Origin of the sequence: Pseudomonas sp. R76 (assembly GCF_009834565.1) — a bacterium.
Lineage (GTDB): Bacteria > Pseudomonadota > Gammaproteobacteria > Pseudomonadales > Pseudomonadaceae > Aquipseudomonas.
Map to the genome: position 1 here is coordinate 4,427,345 of NZ_CP019428.1, position 21,463 is coordinate 4,448,807.

The 21,463-nt window shown below is 62.6% G+C and carries 18 protein-coding genes; 2 read left to right on the plus strand and 16 right to left on the minus strand.

What is annotated here, in order from left to right:
- Nucleotides 1–4: 4 nt before the first annotated feature.
- The 16 genes from PspR76_RS19725 to PspR76_RS19800 form a co-directional block, all read right to left on the minus strand.
- Nucleotides 5–778, minus strand: a complete 774-nt coding sequence (locus tag PspR76_RS19725) for an amino acid ABC transporter ATP-binding protein (RefSeq protein WP_159957981.1) — start codon at nt 776–778, stop codon at nt 5–7.
- Nucleotides 771–1,742 (minus strand): amino acid ABC transporter permease, encoded by a 972-nt coding sequence (locus PspR76_RS19730; protein ID WP_159957983.1) that lies wholly within the window; start codon nt 1,740–1,742, stop codon nt 771–773. Before PspR76_RS19730 ends, PspR76_RS19725 begins: the two co-directional genes overlap by 8 nt.
- A gap of 25 nt (nt 1,743–1,767) precedes the next feature.
- Entirely contained in the window at nt 1,768–4,161 is a 2,394-nt protein-coding gene (locus PspR76_RS19735) for a TonB-dependent receptor plug domain-containing protein (protein ID WP_159957985.1), read from the minus strand.
- Between the two features lie 1,176 nt (nt 4,162–5,337).
- Nucleotides 5,338–6,516: an integrase core domain-containing protein gene (locus tag PspR76_RS19740; RefSeq protein WP_159955475.1), complete on the minus strand. Its 1,179-nt coding sequence runs from the start codon at nt 6,514–6,516 to the stop codon at nt 5,338–5,340.
- 271 nt (nt 6,517–6,787) lie between these two features.
- The gene (gspD, locus tag PspR76_RS19745) at nt 6,788–8,911 is read right to left on the minus strand and encodes a type II secretion system secretin GspD (RefSeq protein WP_159961548.1); all 2,124 of its coding nucleotides are present in this window, start codon (nt 8,909–8,911) and stop codon (nt 6,788–6,790) included.
- A 5-nt stretch (nt 8,912–8,916) separates the two neighbouring features.
- A complete protein-coding gene (locus PspR76_RS19750) occupies nt 8,917–9,435 on the minus strand; it encodes a general secretion pathway protein GspN (RefSeq protein ID WP_159957987.1) in 519 nt (172 codons plus the stop codon).
- Nucleotides 9,432–10,031 carry a type II secretion system protein GspM gene (gspM, locus tag PspR76_RS19755; RefSeq protein WP_159957989.1) on the minus strand — a complete coding sequence of 200 codons (600 nt, stop codon included), beginning with the start codon at nt 10,029–10,031 and terminating at the stop codon, nt 9,432–9,434. The genes PspR76_RS19750 and gspM overlap by 4 nt, the downstream gene beginning before the upstream one ends.
- On the minus strand, nt 10,006–10,998 hold the full coding sequence (locus PspR76_RS19760) for a type II secretion system protein GspL (protein ID WP_159957991.1): 993 nt from the start codon (nt 10,996–10,998) through the stop codon (nt 10,006–10,008). The genes gspM and PspR76_RS19760 overlap by 26 nt, the downstream gene beginning before the upstream one ends.
- Nucleotides 10,995–11,696 carry a general secretion pathway protein GspK gene (locus PspR76_RS19765; protein ID WP_159957993.1) on the minus strand — a complete coding sequence of 234 codons (702 nt, stop codon included), beginning with the start codon at nt 11,694–11,696 and terminating at the stop codon, nt 10,995–10,997. Before PspR76_RS19765 ends, PspR76_RS19760 begins: the two co-directional genes overlap by 4 nt.
- On the minus strand, nt 11,693–12,301 hold the full coding sequence (locus PspR76_RS19770; protein ID WP_159957995.1) for a prepilin-type N-terminal cleavage/methylation domain-containing protein: 609 nt from the start codon (nt 12,299–12,301) through the stop codon (nt 11,693–11,695). Before PspR76_RS19770 ends, PspR76_RS19765 begins: the two co-directional genes overlap by 4 nt.
- Entirely contained in the window at nt 12,298–12,630 is a 333-nt protein-coding gene (locus PspR76_RS19775) for a type II secretion system protein (protein WP_159957997.1), read from the minus strand. Before PspR76_RS19775 ends, PspR76_RS19770 begins: the two co-directional genes overlap by 4 nt.
- On the minus strand, nt 12,627–13,052 hold the full coding sequence (locus tag PspR76_RS19780; RefSeq protein WP_159957999.1) for a prepilin-type N-terminal cleavage/methylation domain-containing protein: 426 nt from the start codon (nt 13,050–13,052) through the stop codon (nt 12,627–12,629). Before PspR76_RS19780 ends, PspR76_RS19775 begins: the two co-directional genes overlap by 4 nt.
- A 7-nt stretch (nt 13,053–13,059) precedes the next feature.
- Nucleotides 13,060–13,485, minus strand: coding sequence for a type II secretion system major pseudopilin GspG (gspG, locus tag PspR76_RS19785; RefSeq protein WP_159958001.1), 426 nt, complete (start codon nt 13,483–13,485; stop codon nt 13,060–13,062).
- Between the two features lie 20 nt (nt 13,486–13,505).
- The gene (gspF, locus tag PspR76_RS19790; protein WP_159958003.1) at nt 13,506–14,702 is read right to left on the minus strand and encodes a type II secretion system inner membrane protein GspF; all 1,197 of its coding nucleotides are present in this window, start codon (nt 14,700–14,702) and stop codon (nt 13,506–13,508) included.
- Nucleotides 14,699–16,396, minus strand: coding sequence for a type II secretion system ATPase GspE (gspE, locus tag PspR76_RS19795; protein WP_159958005.1), 1,698 nt, complete (start codon nt 16,394–16,396; stop codon nt 14,699–14,701). The genes gspF and gspE overlap by 4 nt, the downstream gene beginning before the upstream one ends.
- A gap of 264 nt (nt 16,397–16,660) precedes the next feature.
- Nucleotides 16,661–17,701, minus strand: coding sequence for a LacI family DNA-binding transcriptional regulator (locus PspR76_RS19800; protein ID WP_159958007.1), 1,041 nt, complete (start codon nt 17,699–17,701; stop codon nt 16,661–16,663).
- Nucleotides 17,702–17,907: 206 nt separating this feature from the next.
- On the opposite strand from PspR76_RS19800, the gene PspR76_RS19805 reads away from it, so the two are divergent.
- Together PspR76_RS19805 and PspR76_RS19810 are read left to right on the plus strand one after the other, a co-directional pair.
- Nucleotides 17,908–20,100 carry a TonB-dependent receptor gene (locus PspR76_RS19805; protein ID WP_159958009.1) on the plus strand — a complete coding sequence of 731 codons (2,193 nt, stop codon included), beginning with the start codon at nt 17,908–17,910 and terminating at the stop codon, nt 20,098–20,100.
- Nucleotides 20,101–20,102: 2 nt separating this feature from the next.
- On the plus strand, nt 20,103–21,434 hold the full coding sequence (locus tag PspR76_RS19810) for an LLM class flavin-dependent oxidoreductase (protein WP_159958011.1): 1,332 nt from the start codon (nt 20,103–20,105) through the stop codon (nt 21,432–21,434).
- Nucleotides 21,435–21,463 lie beyond the last annotated feature (29 nt).

The window sequence follows — 21,463 nt, forward strand, 5'->3', positions numbered from 1 at the left end:
TGAACTAAAGCACTTTGCCGAGAAAGGCCACGGTGCGGGGATGTCGGGGTTGGCGGAAAATATGTTCGGGCGGGCCTTCTTCGATCAGTTGGCCATCGCAGAGAAACACCACGTGGTCGGCCACCTCGCGGGCAAAACCGATCTCATGGGTGACGATCACCAGGGTCACACCCAGCTGGGTCAGGCCCTTGATCACGTCGAGCACCTCGCCCACCAGTTCCGGGTCGAGGGCTGAAGTGGGTTCGTCAAACAGCAGCACCTTGGGGTCCAGCGCCAAGGCACGGGCGATGGCGACGCGCTGTTGCTGGCCACCGGAGAGCTGGCGCGGGTAAGCATCGACCTTGTCCGCCAGGCCAACCTTGGCCAGCAACTCGGCGGCCTTGAAGTGGGCTTCGGCCTTGCTCCAGCGTTTGTGGGCCAGCGGCGCCTCGGCGATGTTTTCCCAGGCGGTGAGGTGCGGGAACAGGTTGAAGTTCTGGAACACGAAGCCCACGTCGATGCGGCGCTTGAGAATCTCGCGCTCTTTCAATTCGTAGAGCAGGTCACCCTTGCGGCGATAGCCGACGTATTCACCGTCGATGGTGATGTGCCCGCTGTCGATTTTCTCCAGGTGGTTGATGGTGCGCAGCAAGGTGGACTTGCCCGAGCCGGACGGCCCGAGAATCACCGTGACCTTGCCGGGGTCGATGGTCAGGTCGATGTCTTTCAACACCTGCTGGTTGCCAAAGCGCTTGCCCACGCCCTGGATCTGGATGCGCCCGGCGCGTGCTTCACTCATGGGTTTTCTCCTTGAGCCAGCGGCGGATGCGTTGCAGGGGCGTCGGCGGCAGCACGCGCGCGGTGCCACGCGCGAAGTGGCGCTCGACGTAGTACTGCGCACTGGTCAGCACGGTGGTGATGATCAAGTACCAGACGGTGGCCACGATCAGCAGTGGAATCACCGCCTGGGTGCGGTTGTAGATGACTTGCACGGTGTAGAACAGCTCCGGCAAGGCCAGCACGTAGACGATGGAGGTGCCCTTGACCAGGCCAATGATTTCGTTGAACCCCGAGGGCAGAATCGAGCGCAGCGCCTGGGGCAGGATGATGCGGAAGATGCGTCGCGAAGCCGGCAAACCCAAGGCCGCCGCCGCTTCATGCTGGCCGGCATCCACGCCGATCAGGCCGCCGCGAATAATCTCCGCCGCGTAGGCCGCTTGCATCAGGCTCAGGCCCAACACCGCCACGGTGAATTGGCTGAGCACATCCACCGTCGACCACTCGGCGAACACCACACCCGTAAACGGCACGCCGACGACGATGTGGTCGTAGAGGTAGGCAAAGTTGTAGAGGATGATCAGCACCAGCAGCGCCGGCATCGAGCGGAAAAACCAGATATAGCCCCAGGCCAACGCCGCGAGCAGCGGCGAGCCCGACAACCGCGCCAGGGCCAGCGCGGTGCCGAGGATGATGCTGAACACGGTACTGAGCAATGTCAGCAACAGCGTCTGGCCGAGGCCACGCAGCACCGACGGCGAGAAGAACCACTGGCCGAACACGCCCCACTCCCAGCGCGGGTTGGTGGCCAGCGAATGCACGATAGCGAGCAGCACCAGCGCGGCAAAAATCGACCCGGCCCAGCGCCAGGGGTGCCGGGCCGGCACCACCTGCAAGGCTTTGATCGGCGTGGCGACGCGCGCCTGGCGCACCGGGTAGTCGGTGACCTCATCGATCAGGTCATAGGTTTTGGCGACAATGGGCATGGTCTATTCCTCGCGGGTTGCGGCCTTAGAAGGCGTAAGTCAGCCGGGTGTAGTAGTACCCGCCGGTAAAACCGTAGGGCGAATACGTGCCGTAGCTGGCGAGCATGGTGCTGCTCGGCACGCCTTGTTTCTTGGGGTATTGGTCAAACAGGTTCTTGGCGCCGACGGCGATGTTGAGGTCTTTGGTGAGGTTGTAGCCAAGGTCGAGGTCGGTGATCCATTTGGCGCTGTAGACCCGGTCGAGGCTGCGGTCGGCAGAGACGTTAACCTCTTTGTACGAGCCATAACGGGTCAAGGCCAGGTTGAGGTTGAAGCGGTCGATGCTCCAGTCACCGCCCAGGATCAGCTTGGTCTTGGGCTGCACATCGGTGATCAGGCCACGGGCCTGGCGGTCCATCAGGTCGTAGGAGGTGCCGAGGATGTCGGTGGAGGCCTTGTAGTTGAGGATCTTGGTCTGGTTCCAGTTGAACGCCGCCGTCCACTTCAGCGAGCCGTACGGGCCGATGTCCTGGTTGTAGTTGCTGACCAGGTCCACGCCTTTGGTGCGGGTGTCGGCACCGTTGATGAAGTACTGGCCGCCGGAAGTGGAATTGATGCCATTGTTCTGCAAGACCTGGGTGACTTCCGGGCCGAGCAAGGTGCCGGTCAGGGTGATGCGGTCGCGCAGGTTGATCACGTAGGCGTCGGCGGTGAAGTTCAAGCGGTCGGTGGGCGTGAGGGTGAAACCGAGGCTGAAGTTGGTCGAGCGTTCGGGCTTCAAATCCTGGGCGCCGAGAGCCTTGGCCGCCGCCGAGCCCACCGGCAGCACGCCGTAGTTGATCGACTGGTACACGCCGTCGACCACGCCATAAGTGGTCGAGCGCGCACTGAACAGGCTGTTGGCCAGGGACGGCGCGCGGAAGCCATTGCTGACCGTGGCGCGCACGGCAAATTGCGGGTTGAAATCGTAGCGCGTGGTCAGCTTGCCGCTGCGGGTCGCGCCGACGCCTTCGTTGTAATGCTCATAGCGAAACGCGGTGCCCACGTACCAGTCCGGCAGCGGGTTGAAGCCCACATCCACATAGCTGGCGAGGCTATTGCGTGAGGCGCTGGTCTCTTCCGCCGGTGAAATGCCGTTGGTGACCTGCGCCCCGGACGATGCGCAATTGCCCGGCGCCACGCAGTAGCCGCCATTGGCATAGGACGCATAGTCACCGGCCTGCACCTCATAAGTATCGCGCCGATGCTCGAAGCCGTAGGACAGGTCCAGCGGCTTTTGCAGGCCGATGTCGAAGCCGCGTTTGAAGTCGAGGTTGGTGGTCAGCTCGGTGGAAATCCAGGTGCCGGAGGTGAAGCTGTTGGGCGTGTACTCGCCCAGCGACGGGTTCTGGTTATGGGTGGTGCCCTGCTCCGCTTCGTTGCGCCCGTAGGTGGTGGACAGGTCCCAGTCCCACGCGCCGACGGTGCCTTTGCCGCCGAACGCGGCCTGGAAATCGTCTTCGTCGATGTACCAGGTCGGCGTATACCCGGCCGGGTAGCCATTCGGCCCGGTGGTGATGGTGTTGGTGATGGTCGGCAGGCGGAAATTCTGGCCCTGCTCGGCCTTGCGCCGCGAATAGGTGGTAAAGGAATACAGGCTCAGGCTGTCGTCGATCGGCAGCTCGGCGTTGTAGCCCAGGGTCAGCAGGTTGGTCTTGGGTGTGCCGTAGCCGCCATAGGTTGCCCGACCCGCCTGCTCATAGGCTTGTGCATAGCTGTAGCCGTTGGCGCTGGCCTTGTTGTCGTCATTCTGGCTGCGCGCATCCAGGGCCAATTGCACGATACCGCCGTTGCCGATCTCGAAGCCCTTGTTGAGGCTTTGTTGCACGGTCTGCTTCTTGCCGTCGTAACCCTGGCCGACGTTGGTCACCGAGGTGCCGCTGGTGTCGGCCTTGAGGATCACGTTGATCACCCCGGCGATGGCATCGGAACCGTATTGGGCAGCGGCGCCGTCGCGCAGCACTTCGACATGGTCGATGGCGCTGATGGGGATCAAGTCGAGGTCAGCGGGCGCGGCGCCGGTGTTGATGCCGTTGATGTTCAAGGTGGCGCTGGTGTGGCGGCGCTTGCCGTTGACCAGCACCAGCACTTCGGCGGCGCTCAGGCCACGCAGGTTCGGGGCGCGGGCAATGCCGCTGGCGTCCCAACCGGTTTTTTCCGGCAGGGTCAGGGATGGGATGACGGCGCTCAGGGCTTCCATCAGGCCGGGCTTGCCGGTGCTTTGCAGTTGCTTGGCGCTGACCACATCAATCGGCACCGGGCTGCTGGTGACGGTGCGCTGTTCGGCGCCACGGTTGCCGGTGACCACCACGGTGGACAAGGTGCTGTCGTCCTGGGCCTGGGCCGTGCTTGTCAGCAGGGCCAGCGCCAGTGCGGCGGTGGGGGGTAGAACTTGCTTCATGGTCGCTCCAAACTTTCCAAATCGCGAAGTCGGGCAGTCGCGCGGTCGTGCGCGGTGCTCGGTTTTTTCCGGGGTGTTTCGGCGATTGGAAACTAGGTGTGGGGCGAGCGAGGGGTTTGAATGGGCAACATACGTTGAACTCCGTTCCAACGATTCTGCCGCGGGGTCTTTACCCGGTTATGGCGCGCAGAATCTGAATCACGCTGGGTACCATCCGGGGTCAGGGGTAGGCTGTTGCGATCAAACATAACGGAATGGATTTTAAAAATATAATGCTATTTGGGCATAAGCTAATATTCTCTACTTTCATTATTTATTGATGTTTTTATTCGTGCTGGTAATGTCTTTTTGAGATTAGGTGGGGTTGAGGGGTGTACATATCCGTTACTTGGGTGATGGCGGGTAATGGTTCCGCTCTTACAGCGGGTCACTTTTGGAAAAGAGCCCCAAAAGTAACCAAAAGGGCTCTTGCCCCACCACTCGGTGCCTCGCCTAGGCTCGGCATGCCCTCACTCCGGCTTGAATCCGTGGGCCGCCGCAATGGGCCATCCTTGGCCCAGTGCGGCTAACCCGGCGTCCTGCCGGGTTACCCACGGATTCAAGCCTGCGTTCGGCCAGCGTGGTTTAACGGGGCGCCTAAGATCAAGATCAAGATCAAAAGCAAGATCAAAAGCAGAGCACGGCGGCCTAGTAGCCGACCTGAGTGGTTGGATCAAAAGCACAGCCGAGGCGGCCTGGCAGCCGACCTGGTCTTGGAGGCTGAACTCAATCAAATGTGGGAGCTGGCTTGCCTGCGATGGCATCAACTGGTTATGCCTGATGTACCGAGTTGCCTGCATCGCAGGCAAGCCCGCTCCCACATTTGGATCGCATTGCATCAGATAAAGGTGTTTTGCTCTGCTTTTGCTTCTACCACTCAGGTCGGCTACCAGGCCGCCGTGCTGTAGATCTTGATCTTGATTTTGATCTGGGATCGCCCCGTCAACCACGCTGGCCGAACGCAGGCTTTGGAGCGGGGGTAAACCGGCAGGACGCCGGTTTAGCCGCGCTGGGCCAGGGATGGCCCATCGCGGCGGCCCCCGCTCCAAAGCCGGAGTGAGGGCACACCGAGCCTAGGCGAGGTGCCGAGTGGTGGGGCGTGTACGGGACAACCACATGGGTTACACAAAAGTGCATTCACATAGGTAACACTTTGAGTGAAATATAGCCGTCCTTGTCTGCATGCCTCGCATCCACTTGTCCGAGGATCACTGGGCCGAAAATAACAGCCCACACATCGTCGCTCAGCATCTCCATTCCAATAGTCTGGTATTTCAGTAAATGCCCCACATAAATCCGCAGACCTGACCGATAAATCATCCCGTTTGAGTCAGTCCGGTAACACTCAATATGACTTGCATAACCCATCTCCGGCAGTTTCTCCGGATAGGCTCGAGGTGAAGGTGAATAGCATGAAGCCGGTGTTTTCTGGCTCAGCGCTTCATGCCCTCGCTCGTAATTGTAGTGCCGTATGAAACGATCAAAGTGTTTCTGCTGAGACTCCCAAGCAACCGCAGGTGGATTGGGCAAAGTGCTTTTCAGTGTTCGGTGCATACGCTCGTGCCGGCCATTTTGGTCTGGCCGACCGGGCTCGATACGCTCAGGAATGATACCCAGCCGTAGCCACCAGATCGACAACTGTGACAGCCCTCCGCGCCCTGTGCTGGCAAACGGCACTCCGTTGTCAGTACGGATGCGCTCAGGCAAACCATACTCGCGAAACACCCGTTCGAACGTCTCTTGGGTCTCCTTGAAATTGGTGCTGGGCATGCTCTGACAGGCAAGTAAGAAGCGACTGGCATGATCCATGATTGTTAGCGGATAACACCATACGCCCGCGCCTGTCAGGTACTGGCCTTTGTAGTCAGCACTGAAAAGCTGATTAGGCACATCTGCCTTACGTAACGGTTTTGGATAGACAGCAACTCTTGGCCGCAAGGGGCGCGGCGTGATCAGATCAGCCGCTTTAAGGATGTTATAAATAGTCGTTTTCGAGGGCGGATCCTGGCCCGGAAAACGCTTTATCAAATCACTCTGGATTTTTTTCGGACCAGGGATTGTCTCGCCTATAGAACGAAGTTCGATAATTGCCTGCTTTACCGCCAAAGGCACCACATAAGTCTGGTGGTGCCGACGACGACTACGCTCATCAAGCCCACCGGGGCCTTCTGTTTTGTATCGCTCGACCCACTTATAGCCAGTCTTTCGGCTGATTTCATAGTCTCGACATAGCTGGCTAAGGCTGTGTTTTCCAGTCAGGTATTCAGCGACAAACATCACTTTGAGGTCCATAGGTTTCAGCTCTTTCCAGGGCATGGTCAGATCCTCACGAAATCGACCCTGCCAGTTAAAAACTGTTACCTATGTGCGTGAACTGATTTGTAACCCATGTGGGTGAGTCATACCGGCGAGGACTTTTTGGTTACTTTTTGGTCCCTCAAAAAGTGACCCGCTGTAAGAGCGGAACCCTAAGCCGCCATTACCGCAGCAATGGATATGTACTCGTACTAACCCACCCTCCTGATAGGCCCAAAGACCGCCATCGCAGGCAAGCCAGCTCCCACATTGCCTACCTCATTCCTCCACTTCATCTAGCCGGCCGCAGCAACTGCATCTGCTGCCGATAATCATCCGTCACCTGCCGTGCCTGGCTGCTGCTGGTAATCACCCGAGGCGTAATCAACACAATCAATTCAGTGCGGTCCTTGGACTTGCTGGTGCTGCCAAACAACCACCGCAACCCCGGAATCTTGCCCAAATACGGCACCGCACTGACACTCTCAACATTGTCCTGCTTGATCAACCCACCCAATAAAACAGTCTGCCCACTCTGCACCGCCACCTGCGTCGACACCGACCGCGTCGAGATCCGCGGATTCACCGGCGTATCACTCGTGCCACTTTGGTTCTCGGCATCACTGACCTGCTGCTGAATATCCATATACACCAACCCCCCCGGATTAATGCGCGGCACCACATCCAGAATCACCCCCGTCTGCACATACTCAACACTGCTCAACGTAGTATCCGAAACCCCGGTATTCACCGTGGTCTGACTGATGGGAATGTTATCCCCCACCTGAATCTGCGCCGGCTGATTATTCATCACCACCAACGACGGCGCCGACAACACCTGAGTCCGCCCATTGGTCTCCAACGCATGCAACGCCACCTGCAAATTGGCGCTGACAAACGAATAAAACAACGAATCCGACGCCCCCAACCCCGCCCCGCCACTGCCCAACGCGCCCTGGCTACCGGACGCATTCGCCACCGTCTTGCTGCCGGAATTCCCCGCCAGGCGCCCCAGATACCACTGCACCCCAAGGTCCAACTCGCCGGTCAGCTTGACCTCCAGAATGCGCGTCTCGATCTGCACCTGAAGCGGCGGATTATCCAGGCGCTTGATCGCCGCCTCGATCTCCTTCCACTGCGCCGGACGCGTGCGCACCAGCAGTTGATTACTGCTTTTCTGCGCTGTAATACGTGTCCCGGCCTCAAGGCTATTATCCGGCACGGTCGACCTATCTTCCGGCGCCTGCTCAGGTTCATCGGAGGGCGGCGGCGCATCTTGCAACCCACCGGAATTGCGGTTGGGCGACGACAACGTAGCAGTGCGCAACCCCGGCGCGACCTTGGCCGGGGTGTCGTCCTTGATCGCCTCATTGCCATAGATCTGCCGCAGGTACTTGGCCAGGTCCGAGGCTTTCATGTTGCGCACGTCATAGACGTACATTTGCGGCTCATTACCGCCGCCCTCGTCGATGGTGCGGATCCAGTCACCGACTTCGCTGAGGTACTGCGGCTGTGAAGAAATCGCCACAACCGAGTTAGTCCGTTCGATAGGCAAAAACCGCAGCATCCCGGCCAACGGCATGCCGCTGTCCGGGCCGAACATGCCTTGCAGCTCGGGCATCAACTCGGCCACCGACGCGCGCTGCAGGCCGAATACGCCCACCGACATGCCCTTGAGCCAGTCCACGTCGAAGGTGTCGATGGTCTCCTGATAGTTGGCCAGTTCCTCCGGGGTGCCGGCCAGGCTGAGGACATTGCGCGCCGGGTCGACCAGCAAAAATGCGTTCTCGCGGGCAAACGGCTTGAGCAGTTTTTGCATCTCGGTGGCGGAGATATAGCGCAGTGGAAACAGCCGCGCCGACAGGCCGCTGGACGGCGCGGCCACGTGCATCTGCGGCACCAGCTTGCCCGCCACCGCCTGGTCGGCCGGCAGGATGACGTAGCGCTGGCCCTGGCGGATCATCGCGTTGTCGGTCCACGACAACAGGGTTTCCAGAATCGACAGCGCTTGCTGCTTGTCCACCGGTTTGGAGGTGGAGAAGCTGACGTTGCCCTTCACGCCCTGGGCGATGCTGTAGTTTTCGTGCAGCAGGTCGCCCATCACGCTGTTGATCACCGCCTCGATGGGCTGGTCGGCGAAGTTGAACACGATGTCGCCGCCCGCCTCCTTCGTGCTCGGCGTTGCAGCGGGCTGGCGCACGAACTGCTGGTTGCCACGGATCACCTGGCGTTGCGGCGCCGATGTGGCGGCAGGCTGGGGGTTTTCAGGCGCAGGCGCCTCACTCGGCGGGCGCTGCGAACCGGTGCCCTGCATGGCTTCGTGCAGCAGATCGTCGTCCGGGTCGAGGCGATCGGGGAAGACGCCACAGCCGCCCAGTGCGAGGGCGGTGGCCAGGCAAAACGTTGAGGTGCGCATATCGATCAAGGGAGGGGCTCGCGGGGAAGAGTAATCGGGGGCCGGCTGGACGGCGGCGGCAGGCGCTTGGCGTAGAGGCTCAAGGTGTGCGTGCGGCCGTCCAGGGCGAAACGGGCGTATTGCGGCGTGAGGTGTTCCAGGCGCCAGCCGTTGGGCAGCGTCTGGCCGAGGCGCACGGTCAAGGGGCGACCATCGGCCTGTTTGAGCATGGCCATTTGCAGGTTGCCGGTGATCATGATGCCGCTCAGGGTGAGGTTGGCCAGCCCCGTGACCCGGGCTTTGCCGACCACGCTATCGGGGCTGCGATCCGGGCTGAACAGCGGTGCCTGCCAGGTGGCAGCGAGGCTTTCCAACGTCACGTTCGGCGCTGCGCGTACGCTGGCCGACGGTTGCGCGCGACTGACCGGTGCGGGCAGCCACTGCGGTTCGTCGCCGAGGCTGCTGAGGATGACCGCCATCAACACACCGAGTAACCCGGCGAGGCTCAGCAAGCCCCATTCCAAGGGGCGCAATGCACTGATCATCGCGCCACCTGCGGTTGCAGATAGCCGCGCACCAACAGGTGCACCTGGAGTTTTCCCGCACCGCCCGTGGCCGGTGCCTGCTGGCCACGGCGGATACGCAGCTCATCCACAAACAGAAACGGCGGCTGGTATTCCAGCTCATGCAGCACCGCCTCCAGAGGCTCGATGGCGCAGTCGAGCGTGAGGCTGACCTTGACCTGGCGATACGGCTCGCCCTCGTCCTGTTCCGGGGTGATCGGCTTGCGCTGGGTCAGGCTGCAGCCACCGCCCAGGTTGGCGTGACTGTTAATCAGGTCGGCGAGGCGCTGCATCAGGTCGGCGGCCACCACGTCAGGGTCATCGCCCGGCAACAGGCTGGTGCTGCTGGCCGGGTCTTGCTGCGCCAGCAACAGTTGCTGGCGCAGCGCATCGCCCTGGCGCACCACGCCGGCGTAGCGTTGCTGCTGCTCGCGCAATTGCTCGGCCTGCTCGCCCATGTCACGCAAAGGGCCGGCGAACCAGCTGTCGATCAACAGCCAGTAAGCCGCACCGACGACCACGGCCAGCAACAGCAAGGCCGCCCCGCGACGTTCACGGGGTGTGAGGGGTCGGCGCATCGGCGGCCTCCTGGCGTAGATGGGCACGCAGGGTAAACTGGTCCTTGCCGGTGCGCGCATCGGGTTGAATCACCCCTTCGAACTGGGCGTTTTCCAGGCTGTGGCAGCCCTTGATGCGAGTGATCAGCGCACTGGCCTTGGCGCTTTGCCCGGCGAAAGAAATCTCGCCGTCCTTGACGTCCAACTGGTCCAGCCAGGTGTCGGCGGGCAAGCAAGTGGTGAGGTCGTTGAGCAATGCGGCCAGGGGTGGTTGCGCCAGTTTGCGCCGGGTTAAATACTGCGCTGCGCCACGGGTGTTGAGCAGTTGCTGGCGCAGCGCGTGCACCTCGGCGACCTGGGCTTTTTGCTGCTGCACGCTGGCGTGCATGGCGTCGAGCACGCGCTGGCGGTCGTTGAGCCACAGCAACATCGCCGCAATCAGCAAGGCGCCGCACAGCCACGGCAGGCTGCGTTGCAGGCCTTTGCCGGTCGGGCGTTGGCGCGGGCGCAGGGGCGCGGGGAGCAAGTCGATGCCCAGGTGGTTCACATCCACGCGATGGGGATGCACGCCGAGGGCGGCGCAGTCGATGAGGATCTGATCCAGCTGTTCGCGCAGGATCGCCACCAGTGTGACCTGCACATGCGTGGCCGTGCGCTGCTCCTGGCGCGCGACGAAATACAGCTGGTCCGCCTCGAAAGGCGTGTAGCGATCCAGCTCGTAACCGACCACGGCGGTCAGGTTGCGTGCAGCGGCCAGCGGCAATTGCACGGTTTGCAGCAGCACGGCATCCGGCGCGAGCATCAGCACCTGGCGCGTGCTGCCGGGTGCGACGGGCTCTGTCAAAGGCCAGTGATAGACCTGCTCAGGCGGCTCGTGCAGCGCCAGCCAAGTCGGCACACAGGCGCGCAATTCCGCAAGCCACAGGCGCCAACCTTGTTGCAGCAGGCTGCCGCGCCAGTGCCGGGCGATGGGTTCGAGTCGATTCATTCTTGCCAACGCAGCACCCGGTAGGGTTGCGCGCTGTCCTCCGTGGGGCTCAGTAAAACGGTGATTTGCAGGCGTGCGTGATAGCCGCCGGGGCGTTGTGCGCGGCTGTCGACCACCAGCACTTCGCCTGGGTCGGCGCCTTCGGCGTTCTGGCGCGGCAGGTTCAGCGCCTTGCGCATCAGCGGGCTGGCGAAGGCCGGATCAGGCCGGTCGAGGTCACTCCACAAGGTGATTTCCGGCAGCAATTGGCTGTACAGCGCTTGCGTCATGCCGGGCAATTGGCGCACTTCTTCCAGCACCCGAAACGGCGGCAGTCCCTGCTTGCGGCGCGCCTCAAGCGCTTTGACCAATTGGTCGGCCTGGCCCTGGGTGGCGCCACAGGCCAGGGCCAGACGCATGAAGTCATCCGCCTCGGCGTTGATCAGGTACAGCTTGCCGCGCTCGCTGCGCAGGCTGACGTGCAATTGCGCGTCGTCGAAGGTCAGCGTTATGTCACGGCCGTCGGCGATCCAGTGCCGATCGGCCATGGCCAGGGCAATGCCGGCTTCGGCGGCCAGCACGGTCTGGGTGTGCTGGCGCAGCCACAGCGCCTGGCGGCTTTCCAGCTGCACCCAACCGGCCAGGCCGCCAAGCAACACGCTGAGCAAGGCCAGTGCCCACAGCACCAATAACAGCGCTGCGCCGCGTTGGCGCTTCATTCTTCTTGCGCTCCGCTGGCAAGGTTCAGGCGCAGGGCGATCACCTGGGTGACCCAGGGCACGGGGCCGTCGAGGGCGGCGGCGATGCGCACCGCTGACGGCAGTCGCCGGGGCCACGGCCATTCACCCATCCAGCCGGTGGCTTGGCCAAGGGGCGAGACGCCGCGATAACTGAAGTGTAAATCCCTGACGTTTTTCAGCAGTACTTGCGGCTCACTGCGGGCGACATTGGTGTGGGATTCCAACTGCGAAAACGCCACCTGCAACGCCTGCTCGCGGCGTTGCAGGGTGAACCGCTGAATCCCGCCACCGAGCACACCCGGCAAGGTCGCCACGAACTGCAAGCGCTCGGGTGTGCCGACAAAAAAACCCTCGGTTTGGCTGTCGTCCTCAGTGACATCCAACGGCAGCGCTTCGCTGATAGACGTGCGCAAAAACTGCTGCGCGGCGCGCATTTCATCCAGGCTCGCGGTATAGCGCTGGGCCTTGGCCACCGCGCGATTGGCGCCCAGCAATGCGCCGCCCACCAGCACCAGCAACATCGACAGCAGGCTCAACACCACAAGGATTTCCAGCAAGGTGAAGCCCTGCTCGCGGCGCTTCACAGCCGGGCCTTCAAGGTACTGAAACGGGCCTGGTGCGGCCCTTCGCTGACGGTCAGGTCAAGCCGAAACACCTGAGCCTGTTGCCGGGTGCTGGTTAGTTGCCAGTGGATGCCTTCCAGAGTGCCCTGGCTGACACCCTCGGCCAGCGGCCCCGCCGCTTCCTGATCCAGCACGGTCAGCGCCGCATGGGTAAGGCGGTCGCTATGGGCCACTTGCGACAGTGAGCGTGCGCTTTGGCCGAAAGCCACCAGCAATACCGTGCTGCACACCGCCATCAAGGTCAGCGCGGCGAGCATTTCGAGCAGGGTAAACCCCGCCTGGCGCTTCATGGCAGCGCCTTGGACTGCACGCTGCCGGTCAGCCAGCCGACGTCAATGCGCCAACGCCGCGCGCCATTGGCCAACAGCAGGTTGCCGCCGGTGGAGCTGCCGTCGGGGTAGAACTCGATGGCGGAGCCGGTCTGCTCGGCGGTGTGTAACGTGACGTGCAGCTCGGGCGGCCAGCTTTGCTGCGCGCGGCCCGGTGCCTGGAACGTCATCTTGTTGAGATCAAATTCAGTCCGCGCCGCCGCGCCATTGATCACCGCCCCGGCCCGTGTGGTGCGCAGCGCGTCGACCAGTTGCCCGACCGCGCGGCGCTCTTTGGCCACCTGCAAACCTTGGCGTACGCCCAGGCCGAGTAACCCGGCGGCGACGCCGATCAACAGGATGACCACCAGCATTTCCAGCAAGGTGAAGCCGCGCTGGCTCATGCGCCGGTTATTCCCAATTGCCCAGGTCGGCGCTGTAGCCATCGCCGCCCGGTTGGCCGTCCTGGCCGTAGAAAATCAAGTCAAAGGCGCCGTGTTCTCCTGGGTAGCGGTAGCCGAACGCGTGGCCGAACGGGTCTTTGAGGTCCGAGGGTTTGGCATACGGGCCGGCCCAGCTGGACGCGTTGGCGGGCTTGTGCACCAGTTGCCGCAGGCTGTTGGGCGGCGCGCCGACGTCGAGCGCATAGCTGTCGATTTTCATGCTCAGGCCGGCCAGCTGCGCCTTGCCTGCGCCGTATTTGCCCTTGTCCACATTGCCGCCGACCTGGCGCACCACGATGGTTGCGACAATGCCCAGCAGCACGATCACCGCGAGCATTTCCAGAAGGGTGAAACCGCGTTGGCGTCGTGCTGATCGGCAATTAAAGCGTCTCATCTGTGTGGCTCCTTGAAGGTTCATATATTGCTGGTCAGGCTCATCAGCGGCAGCATGATCGCCAGCATGATCACCGCCACCAGCACGGCCATGACCACAGTCAGGGACGGCACCAGCGCGGCGAGCAGGCGCTCGATGCCGCGCTTGGCTTCGACGTCGAACACGTCGGCGACCTTGAGCAGCATGCTGTCGAGTTCACCGGCCTGTTCGCCGACTTCAATCATTTGCAGGGCCAAATCAGGCAGCAGCGGTTGCGCGCCAAACGCGCTGGCGAGGGTGCCGCCGCCTTTGACTGCCTCCGCCGCGTCCGCCACTTGGGCTTGCAGCGCGCGTTTGGTGCAGACCTGGCGGGCGATGACCAGCGCTGGCAGGAGTGCCACGCCGTTGCTGAGCAAGGTGCCGAGGGTGCGCGTCAGGCGCGCCGCTTCAACGCGCTGCAGCAGCGGGCCGATCACGCGAATGCCGAGCAGGCGGCGGTCATATCGCTGCCGACGCAGCGGGTCGCGCAGGCGCACCGCCGCCATCCAGCTGGCTGCGATCATTACGGCCAACACCACCAGCCCATAGGCGCCGAGGAACTGGCCCAGTGCGAGAATCACTTCGGTGATCAGCGGGATCGGTACGCCCAAGTCCTGGAAAATCGGCACGAATTGCGGCACCACGTACGCGAGCAACAGCGCCAACGAGAGGAGTACGCCAACCACCAGAAACGCCGGGTAGATCAGTGCATTGATCACTTCACCGCGCAGTAATTGGCTGCGTTCCAGGTAGTCGCTGAGTTGGCGCAACGTGCTTTCCAGGGCGCCACCGGCCTCACCGGCGCGCACCATGCTCAGGTACAGCGGCGAGAAGTTGTCGCCCTCCTCCTCCAGTGCGGCGGATAACGGCTTGCCTGCCTTGACGTGGTCGCGGATGCGCTCGATCAGCGCCCGCACCTGTGGCTGGCCGGGCTGCTTGAGCAGCAGGCCCAGCGCGCGCTCCAGCGGCTGACCGGCGCCCAGCAGAGTGGCCAACTGCTGGGTAAAACTCACCAGCGCCGCGCCCTTCAACTGCCCGCGCGCGTTGCGCAACAAAGGGCTGGCCGCCGTATCGATGTGCAACAGCAGCCAGCCGCGTTGCTGCAGCGCGGCAATGGCGGCGGCCTGGTCCTGGGCTTGCAGCGTGCCGTTGTGGGCCACGCCCTGGCTGTCCAGCGCGCGATACTTGAACAGGCTCACGCGCCGTCTCCACGGGTGACGCGCAGCACTTCTTCCAATGAGGTGACGCCCGCCAGCGCCTGGCGCAAACCCTCTTCATGCAGGGTGCGCAAACCGGCGCGGCGCGCGGCCTGTTCCAACGTGGCAGCGTCGGCGTGGCGCATCAGCAGGCTGCGCAGTTCGTCGTTCATCACCAGTAGTTCGGTGATTGCACTGCGGCCGTGGTAACTGCCGGTGTAGAGCATGATCGGGCGCTGGTCGGTCAAGCGATCCAGGCCATGTTCCTCGATCAACTCCGCTGGCGCTGCAAACGCCACGCGCGTCGCCGGGTCCAGGCGCCGCACCAGGCGCTGGGCGAGAATGCCGCTGACCGTCGAGGCGATCAGGTAGCTTTCCACGCCCATGTCCAGCAGCCGCGTGATGCTGGCGGCGGCGCTGTTGGTGTGCAGGGTGGAGAGCACGAGGTGGCCGGTGAGTGAGGATTGGATGGCGATGCGGCAGGTTTCCAGGTCGCGGATTTCGCCGACCATGATCACGTCCGGGTCCTGGCGCACGATGGAGCGCAGCGCGCCGGCGAAGTCCAGGCCGATGGCCGGTTTGACCTGGATCTGATTGATGCCTTCGAGCTGGTATTCCACCGGGTCTTCGACGGTGATGATCTTGCGCTCGGCGGTGTTGAGCCGCGACAACGCGGTGTAGAGCGTGGTGGTTTTGCCCGAGCCGGTAGGCCCGGTGACCAGCAGGATGCCGTGCGGGCGCTCGAGCAGGTCGAGGAACGCGGCCAGGCGCTGGCCGTCGAAGCCCAGGCTCGGGAAGTCGAACTGCACGGTTTGCCGGTCGAGCAGGCGCATGACCACTGACTCGCCAAAGCTGGTCGGTACGGTGGACACGCGCAAATCCAGTTCCTTGCCCTGGATGCGCAGCATGATCCGTCCGTCCTGGGGCAAGCGCCGTTCGGCGATGTCCAGGCGCGCCATGATCTTCACCCGCGAGATGACTGCCGCCGACGAACTGGCCGGTGGCGCTTCGGCGTCGTGCAGCACGCCGTCCACGCGGTAGCGCACCTTGAGCTGGTTTTCGAAGGGTTCGATATGGATGTCCGACGCACGCTGTTCCACTGCGCGCTGCAGGATCAGGTTAACCAGGCGAATCACCGGCGCTTCGGAAGCCATGTCCTTGAGGTGTTCGATATCTTCCAGCGCGCCGCCCTGCTCATCGAGGTTTTCGATCAGGGTGCCCATGGCGGAGCGGCCCTGGCCGTAATAGCGCTCGATCAGCGTGTCGACTTCCGTGCGCGGGCCGATGGCCAGCCACACCGGCACCTGGCAGGCGTAGGCCAGGGCCTGGAAGGGATAAAGCTGCGCGGGGTTGGCCGCCAATACGCGCAGGCCACCTTGGGCCCAGCCCATCGGCACTACTTGGTAGTGCCGCATAAAGCGCTCGGTGAGTGCGGGCAACGGGTCGAGCAACGGCGGTGCGGCATCGGCCAGCAGCAGCGGCGCGCCGAGCAGCTCAGCCCAGGCACGGGCCAGTTCGATTTCCGAGACCAGGCCCAGGCGCGTGAGCAGGCCAAGCAGGTCGCTGCCGTCGGTGCTCAAGCGCCGGGCGCGCTCCAGGTCGACCGGTTTGAGCCCGGCGTGTCGCATCAGCCACGCGCACACGGAGTCGGTGTGCGGGATCTGCAGATGGCAGGCATCGATGGGCGTTGACGACATAAGGTGAGGTGTCTAGTTGCGAGTAAGTATGGCCATTTGGAACTACTGAACACGGGGATGACAGTGCCATTAGTTCGCCACGCCGCAGTCGGAGTTAACTGGGTTAATCGACTGGAAGTTGGAAATCTAGTTCCTGAAAACGGGAAACAAACTGAAATGAATAGCCACTGGCTGTCCCAGAATTCCGGTACAACCCTTGATTTAAAGCCTTCTCCGCAAGCAGGTCAGGTTTGACTAGTCGCAATTAGCCACTTCGCTAGTTATTCAAGTGCTCTCACGCTTAATCAGACGGCAGTCCAAAAGATTCAGGCGTACAACTTCATCTTCAACCGGCAACACACCCAAACTTTCAAGTACGCGCGTGGCGGCTAATACACCTATTTCCAGGGCGGGCGGTTTTATCGTGCTGAGACTCGGCAAGAGCATTTCAGCAAACGGGTAATCACCAAACCCGAGCACGGCGCAGTCTTGCGGAATCTTCAGCCCGACGCGCTGCCCCGCCAGCAAACCACCGGCGGCCAGGTTGTCATTGGCGAAGAAGATCGCATCGGGCGGCATGGCGTGGCTCATCAGCGCCTGCATCGCCTGCTTGCCGGCTTCGAAAGGCGCGAGCTCGGCATCCGGGGCAAACACCCAGGGTTGCAGGCCCAATTCGGTCAGGGTCGCGGCATAACCGTCGCGCCGCTCCAGTGCGCTGAAGTCGCCCGGGGCGCTGTTCTGCACGAAGGCGATGCGCCGATAGCCCCTGGCATGCAGGTAGCGTGCGGCGCTGACACCCACGTCGTAGTGGGAGAAGCCAATCTGCAGCGGCTCGCGTTCGGGCACGTAATCCCAGGTTTCCACCACCGGGATGTCCGCCTCGGCGATCATCCTTTCCGTACCGGCGCTGTGGAAGCGGCTGGTTAGTACCAAGGCGGCCGGTGACCAACCGAGGAACGCGCGCACCGCGCTTTCTTCCTGCTCGGCGCTGAAGTAGCTGGAGGCCAACAGCAGCTGATAGCCATGGCGGCTGAGGGTGTCGCTGAAACCCTGGATGGTGTTGGCAAAGATCGGCCCGGAGATATTCGGAATCACCATCGCCACGATCCGCCCCCGCGCCGAGGCCAACCCTCCGGCCACCAGGTTCGGCACGTAACCCAACTCGGCCACCACCGCGGCAATGCGCTCGCGACGTTCGGGCGAGACCTGCTCCGGCTGGTTGAAGTAGCGCGACACGGTAATCGCCGACACCCCGGCTTCGCGCGCCACGGTGTTGAGGGTGACGCGCCCGGCGCCACGGCGCTTGCGCGGTTTTTCTTCGCTCAAGGGACGATCCTGTTAAACACCAAAAGGAATATAGGACTAATTTTTTAGTATTTGACGCTCTAAACCAGACCTACCAATAATGCCGATGTTAGCGCTAACAAAGCGCTTTGTCTGCTACTCGCTCGAGCGAATGCCCAAGACACGACACAGGCGCTGACGGTCGCAGAACCGCAGCGGTTCAGGGCATTTTTTCGAGCGGGCACAGCATGCGCAATTTTCCACGTCACACTCACTTATTGATTCTTGCCGGCCTGACCGCACTTCCGGTGCCGGGCGTATTTGCCGCCGACGAACAGGAACCCACGCTCAAGTCCGTGACGGTCACGGCCACTCGGCGCGAAGAGTCACTGCAAAAAGTCCCGGTTGCGGTTTCGGTACTCGACGGCGAACAACTCGAGCGCGACAACCGCAACGGCGTGGCGAGCATCGCGCAGCAAGTGCCGTCGCTGAACTTTCGTACCGGCGCATCGAACAAAGACACCTCGTTGTTCGTGCGCGGCGTGGGCACCATTTCCACCTCCCCCGGCGTGGAGCCGACCGTGGCCACGGTGATCGACGGCGTGGTCTATGCGCGCCCAGGCCAGGCCACCCTCGACCTGCTGGACCTGGAGCGCATCGAAGTGCTGCGCGGCCCGCAAGGCACGCTGTTCGGCAAGAACGCCTCGGCCGGTGTGCTGAATATCACCAGTAAGGCGCCGACTGCCGAGACCCACGGCTATATCGACCAGTCGTACTATAGCGGCAATGAAAGCCGCACGCGTTTCGGCATTGGCGGCAGCCTGGTGCCGGATGTGCTCAAGGGCTCGATCAGCACGCTGTTCGGCAGTTACGACGGTAATGTGGATAACAAAAACAACGGTCAGGAGGTCAACGGCTACAACCACAAGGGCATTCGCGGCAAGCTGGAATTCACCCCCAACGACGAGGTGAAACTGACCCTGATCGCCGACTATATGCAGGCCCACGACGACGGCCCGAACGGCGTGGTGAGCAAGTCGCTGACACCTGCGTTTGCCAACGCGCTGAGCCCGGTGCATGCGTCCAGCGACAACCGCGATATCAACACCGACACCCGCAGCCAAGTCGAAGACACCAACAAGGGGCTGTCGGCGCAGTTGGACTGGAACCTGGGCGACTACACCCTGACCTCGATCACTGCCTGGCGCGGCTGGGACAACACCCAGTACCAGGACGGCGACCGCCTCGGCACCATCACCGCCGCGTTCCCCGGCACCGCCGACAAGGGCGACCTGGCCTTCGATCAATATTCCCAGGAACTGCGCCTGGCCTCGCCCAAGGGTGAGTTCCTGGAGTACGTCGGCGGCCTGTTCTACATGCACGGCAAGGACAAAGAGACCTACCAGCGCACACTCACGACCACCACACGCACCGACCGTGGCATCGCCGACTACAACACCACCAGCGACAGCTACGCGGCATTCGGCGAAACCACGCTGAACTTCACCTCACGTTTTCGCGGCATCGCCGGCCTGCGGTATACCCACGACGACTTGAAATACGATCACCGCCGCGTCTCCACCTCCGCGACCACGGTCAGCGGCATTCAGCCGGCCACCAGCAGCTCTGGGTCGGTGGACGAGGACGGCTGGTCCGGGCGTCTCGGCGTGCAATACGACATCAGCGACAGCGTCACCAGCTACCTGACCTATTCACGTGGCTACAAGGGCCCGGCGTACAACGTGTTTTTCAACATGCAGCCACGTGATACCGACGCGCTCAAGCCGGAAACCTCCAACACCTGGGAAGCCGGGATCAAGGCCACCAGCTGGAATAATCGCCTGACTACCAACCTCGCGGTGTTCCACAGCGAGTACGACAACTACCAGGCCAACTTTTTCGACACCGTCGCCGGCCAGGTGGTGACGCGCCTGATCAACGCCGGCAGCGTCAGCACCGAAGGCGTCGAGCTGGATTACGCCCTGCAGGCCACCCAGCAACTCAAGCTTTCCGGCGCTCTGGCTTACACCCGTGCGCGCATCGATGAATTCGCCTGCCCGGCCGGTGCGGCGGCTACATGCAACGTGAATGGCAAACCGCTGCCGTTCAGCCCCGACTGGAAAAGCTACGTGCGCGCCGACTACAGCATCCCGCTGGATAACGGCCTGGATATCGAATTGGGCACCGACTACAGCTGGCAAAGCGAAGTGCAGTACGACATCAGCCAGAACGTCGACACCAAACAAGGCGCCTATGGCATCTGGAACGCCAGCGTAGCCCTGGCCGATTACAGCAATGGCTGGCGCGTGGCGCTGCTGGCGAAGAACCTCGCCGACAAGTCCTATTCGCCACTGCTGGCCAGCGGTGGCAACTACATCTACCGCGCCGTGCCTCGTGACGATGAGCGTTACTTCGGCGTGCAACTGCGCAAGGATTTCTAAGCATGAGCCGTCACCTGACACTCGGCGCCTTTCTCATGGCGACCGGGCACCACGTCGCCGCCTGGCGCCACGCGGATGTACCGGCGAATGCCGGGCTGGATTTCGCCCAGTACAAGCGCCTGGCGCAGATCGCCGAGGCGGCCAGGTTCGACGCGCTGTTCGTGGCCGACAGCATTGCGGCCGCCACGGGTGAGATCGCCAGCCAAATGGCGCGTTCGGATCATTTTGAACCGCTGACATTGCTCTCGGCGCTCAGCGCGGTGACTGACCACATCGGCCTGATTGCGACGGCGACCACCTCCTACAACGAGCCGTATCATGTGGCGCGCAAATTTGCCTCGCTGGATCACCTGTCCGGCGGGCGCGCGGGCTGGAACCTGGTGACCTCGGACAATGCTGCCGAGGCGCAGAATTTCGGCCGTGATGAACACCTCGGCCATGGCGAGCGTTACAGCCGGGCGCGGGAGTTTCATCAAGTGGTGACCGGGCTTTGGGACAGTTGGGAAGACGACGCCTTTGTGCGCGAAAAGGCCAGCGGCCGCTACTACGACCCAGCGAAGCGGCATGTACTCGATCACGTCGGCGAACACTTTCGGGTCAAAGGCCCGCTGAATGTGGCGCGCTCGCCCCAAGGCCAGCCGGTGATCGTGCAGGCGGGCTCTTCGGAGGCCGGCCGCGAGCTGGCCGCGCAGACGGCCGAGGTGGTGTTTACCGCGCAGACATCGCTGGCCAATGCGCAGGCATTTTATGCCGACCTTAAGGGACGGCTGCGCCGCTATGGGCGCGAGGCTGACTCGCTGAAAATCATGCCCGGCGTGTTTGTGGTGGTGGGGCAAACCGAGGCTGAGGCGCGGGCAAAATTCGAGGCGTTTCAGGACCTGGTCGAGCCCGAGGTGGGCGTTGCCTTGCTGGGGCGCATGCTGGGCAATTTCGACCTGTCCGGCTACCCGCTGGACGGGCCGCTGCCGCAGTTGCCGTTGACCGACAGCGGGCAACGCAGCCGTCAGCAATTGCTCAGCGAATTGGCGAGCGCAGAGCACCTGACGCTGGCGCAGCTGGGGCGGCGGATTGCTGGTGGTCGCGGGCATTACAGCCTGATCGGCACGCCCACGCAGATTGCCGATGAGCTGCAACGCTGGTTTGAAAATGGCGCCGCCGATGGCTTCAATATTCTGGTGCCGCATCTGCCGGGCGGGCTTGAAGACTTCGCCCAGTGGGTGGTGCCCGAGCTGCAGCGGCGCGGTCTGTTTCGGACCGAATACGGCGGCCGCACGCTACGGGAAAACCTCGGTCTGGCGCGCCCGGCGAATCGTTTCAAGGCGGTGCAGGCATGAAAATCCCGGCGTTGTTATTGGCGCTGTTA

What these genes read in the sequence shown, in the direction of transcription:
- PspR76_RS19760 (WP_159957991.1), bottom strand. Translation starts at nt 10,998, where the DNA reads ATGAATCGACTCGAACCCATCGCCCGGCACTGGCGCGGCAGCCTGCTG.
- PspR76_RS19810 (WP_159958011.1), top strand. Translation starts at nt 20,103, where the DNA reads ATGAGCCGTCACCTGACACTCGGCGCCTTTCTCATGGCGACCGGGCAC.
- PspR76_RS19775 (WP_159957997.1), bottom strand. Translation starts at nt 12,630, where the DNA reads ATGAAGCGCCAGGCGGGGTTTACCCTGCTCGAAATGCTCGCCGCGCTG.
- PspR76_RS19725 (WP_159957981.1), bottom strand. Translation starts at nt 778, where the DNA reads ATGAGTGAAGCACGCGCCGGGCGCATCCAGATCCAGGGCGTGGGCAAG.
- PspR76_RS19730 (WP_159957983.1), bottom strand. Translation starts at nt 1,742, where the DNA reads ATGCCCATTGTCGCCAAAACCTATGACCTGATCGATGAGGTCACCGAC.
- PspR76_RS19765 (WP_159957993.1), bottom strand. Translation starts at nt 11,696, where the DNA reads ATGAAGCGCCAACGCGGCGCAGCGCTGTTATTGGTGCTGTGGGCACTG.
- PspR76_RS19750 (WP_159957987.1), bottom strand. Translation starts at nt 9,435, where the DNA reads ATGATCAGTGCATTGCGCCCCTTGGAATGGGGCTTGCTGAGCCTCGCC.
- gspG (WP_159958001.1), bottom strand. Translation starts at nt 13,485, where the DNA reads ATGAGACGCTTTAATTGCCGATCAGCACGACGCCAACGCGGTTTCACC.
- gspE (WP_159958005.1), bottom strand. Translation starts at nt 16,396, where the DNA reads ATGTCGTCAACGCCCATCGATGCCTGCCATCTGCAGATCCCGCACACC.
- gspM (WP_159957989.1), bottom strand. Translation starts at nt 10,031, where the DNA reads ATGCGCCGACCCCTCACACCCCGTGAACGTCGCGGGGCGGCCTTGCTG.
- gspD (WP_159961548.1), bottom strand. Translation starts at nt 8,911, where the DNA reads ATGCGCACCTCAACGTTTTGCCTGGCCACCGCCCTCGCACTGGGCGGC.
- PspR76_RS19735 (WP_159957985.1), bottom strand. Translation starts at nt 4,161, where the DNA reads ATGAAGCAAGTTCTACCCCCCACCGCCGCACTGGCGCTGGCCCTGCTG.
- PspR76_RS19740 (WP_159955475.1), bottom strand. Translation starts at nt 6,516, where the DNA reads ATGCCCTGGAAAGAGCTGAAACCTATGGACCTCAAAGTGATGTTTGTC.
- PspR76_RS19780 (WP_159957999.1), bottom strand. Translation starts at nt 13,052, where the DNA reads ATGAGCCAGCGCGGCTTCACCTTGCTGGAAATGCTGGTGGTCATCCTG.
- PspR76_RS19805 (WP_159958009.1), top strand. Translation starts at nt 17,908, where the DNA reads ATGCGCAATTTTCCACGTCACACTCACTTATTGATTCTTGCCGGCCTG.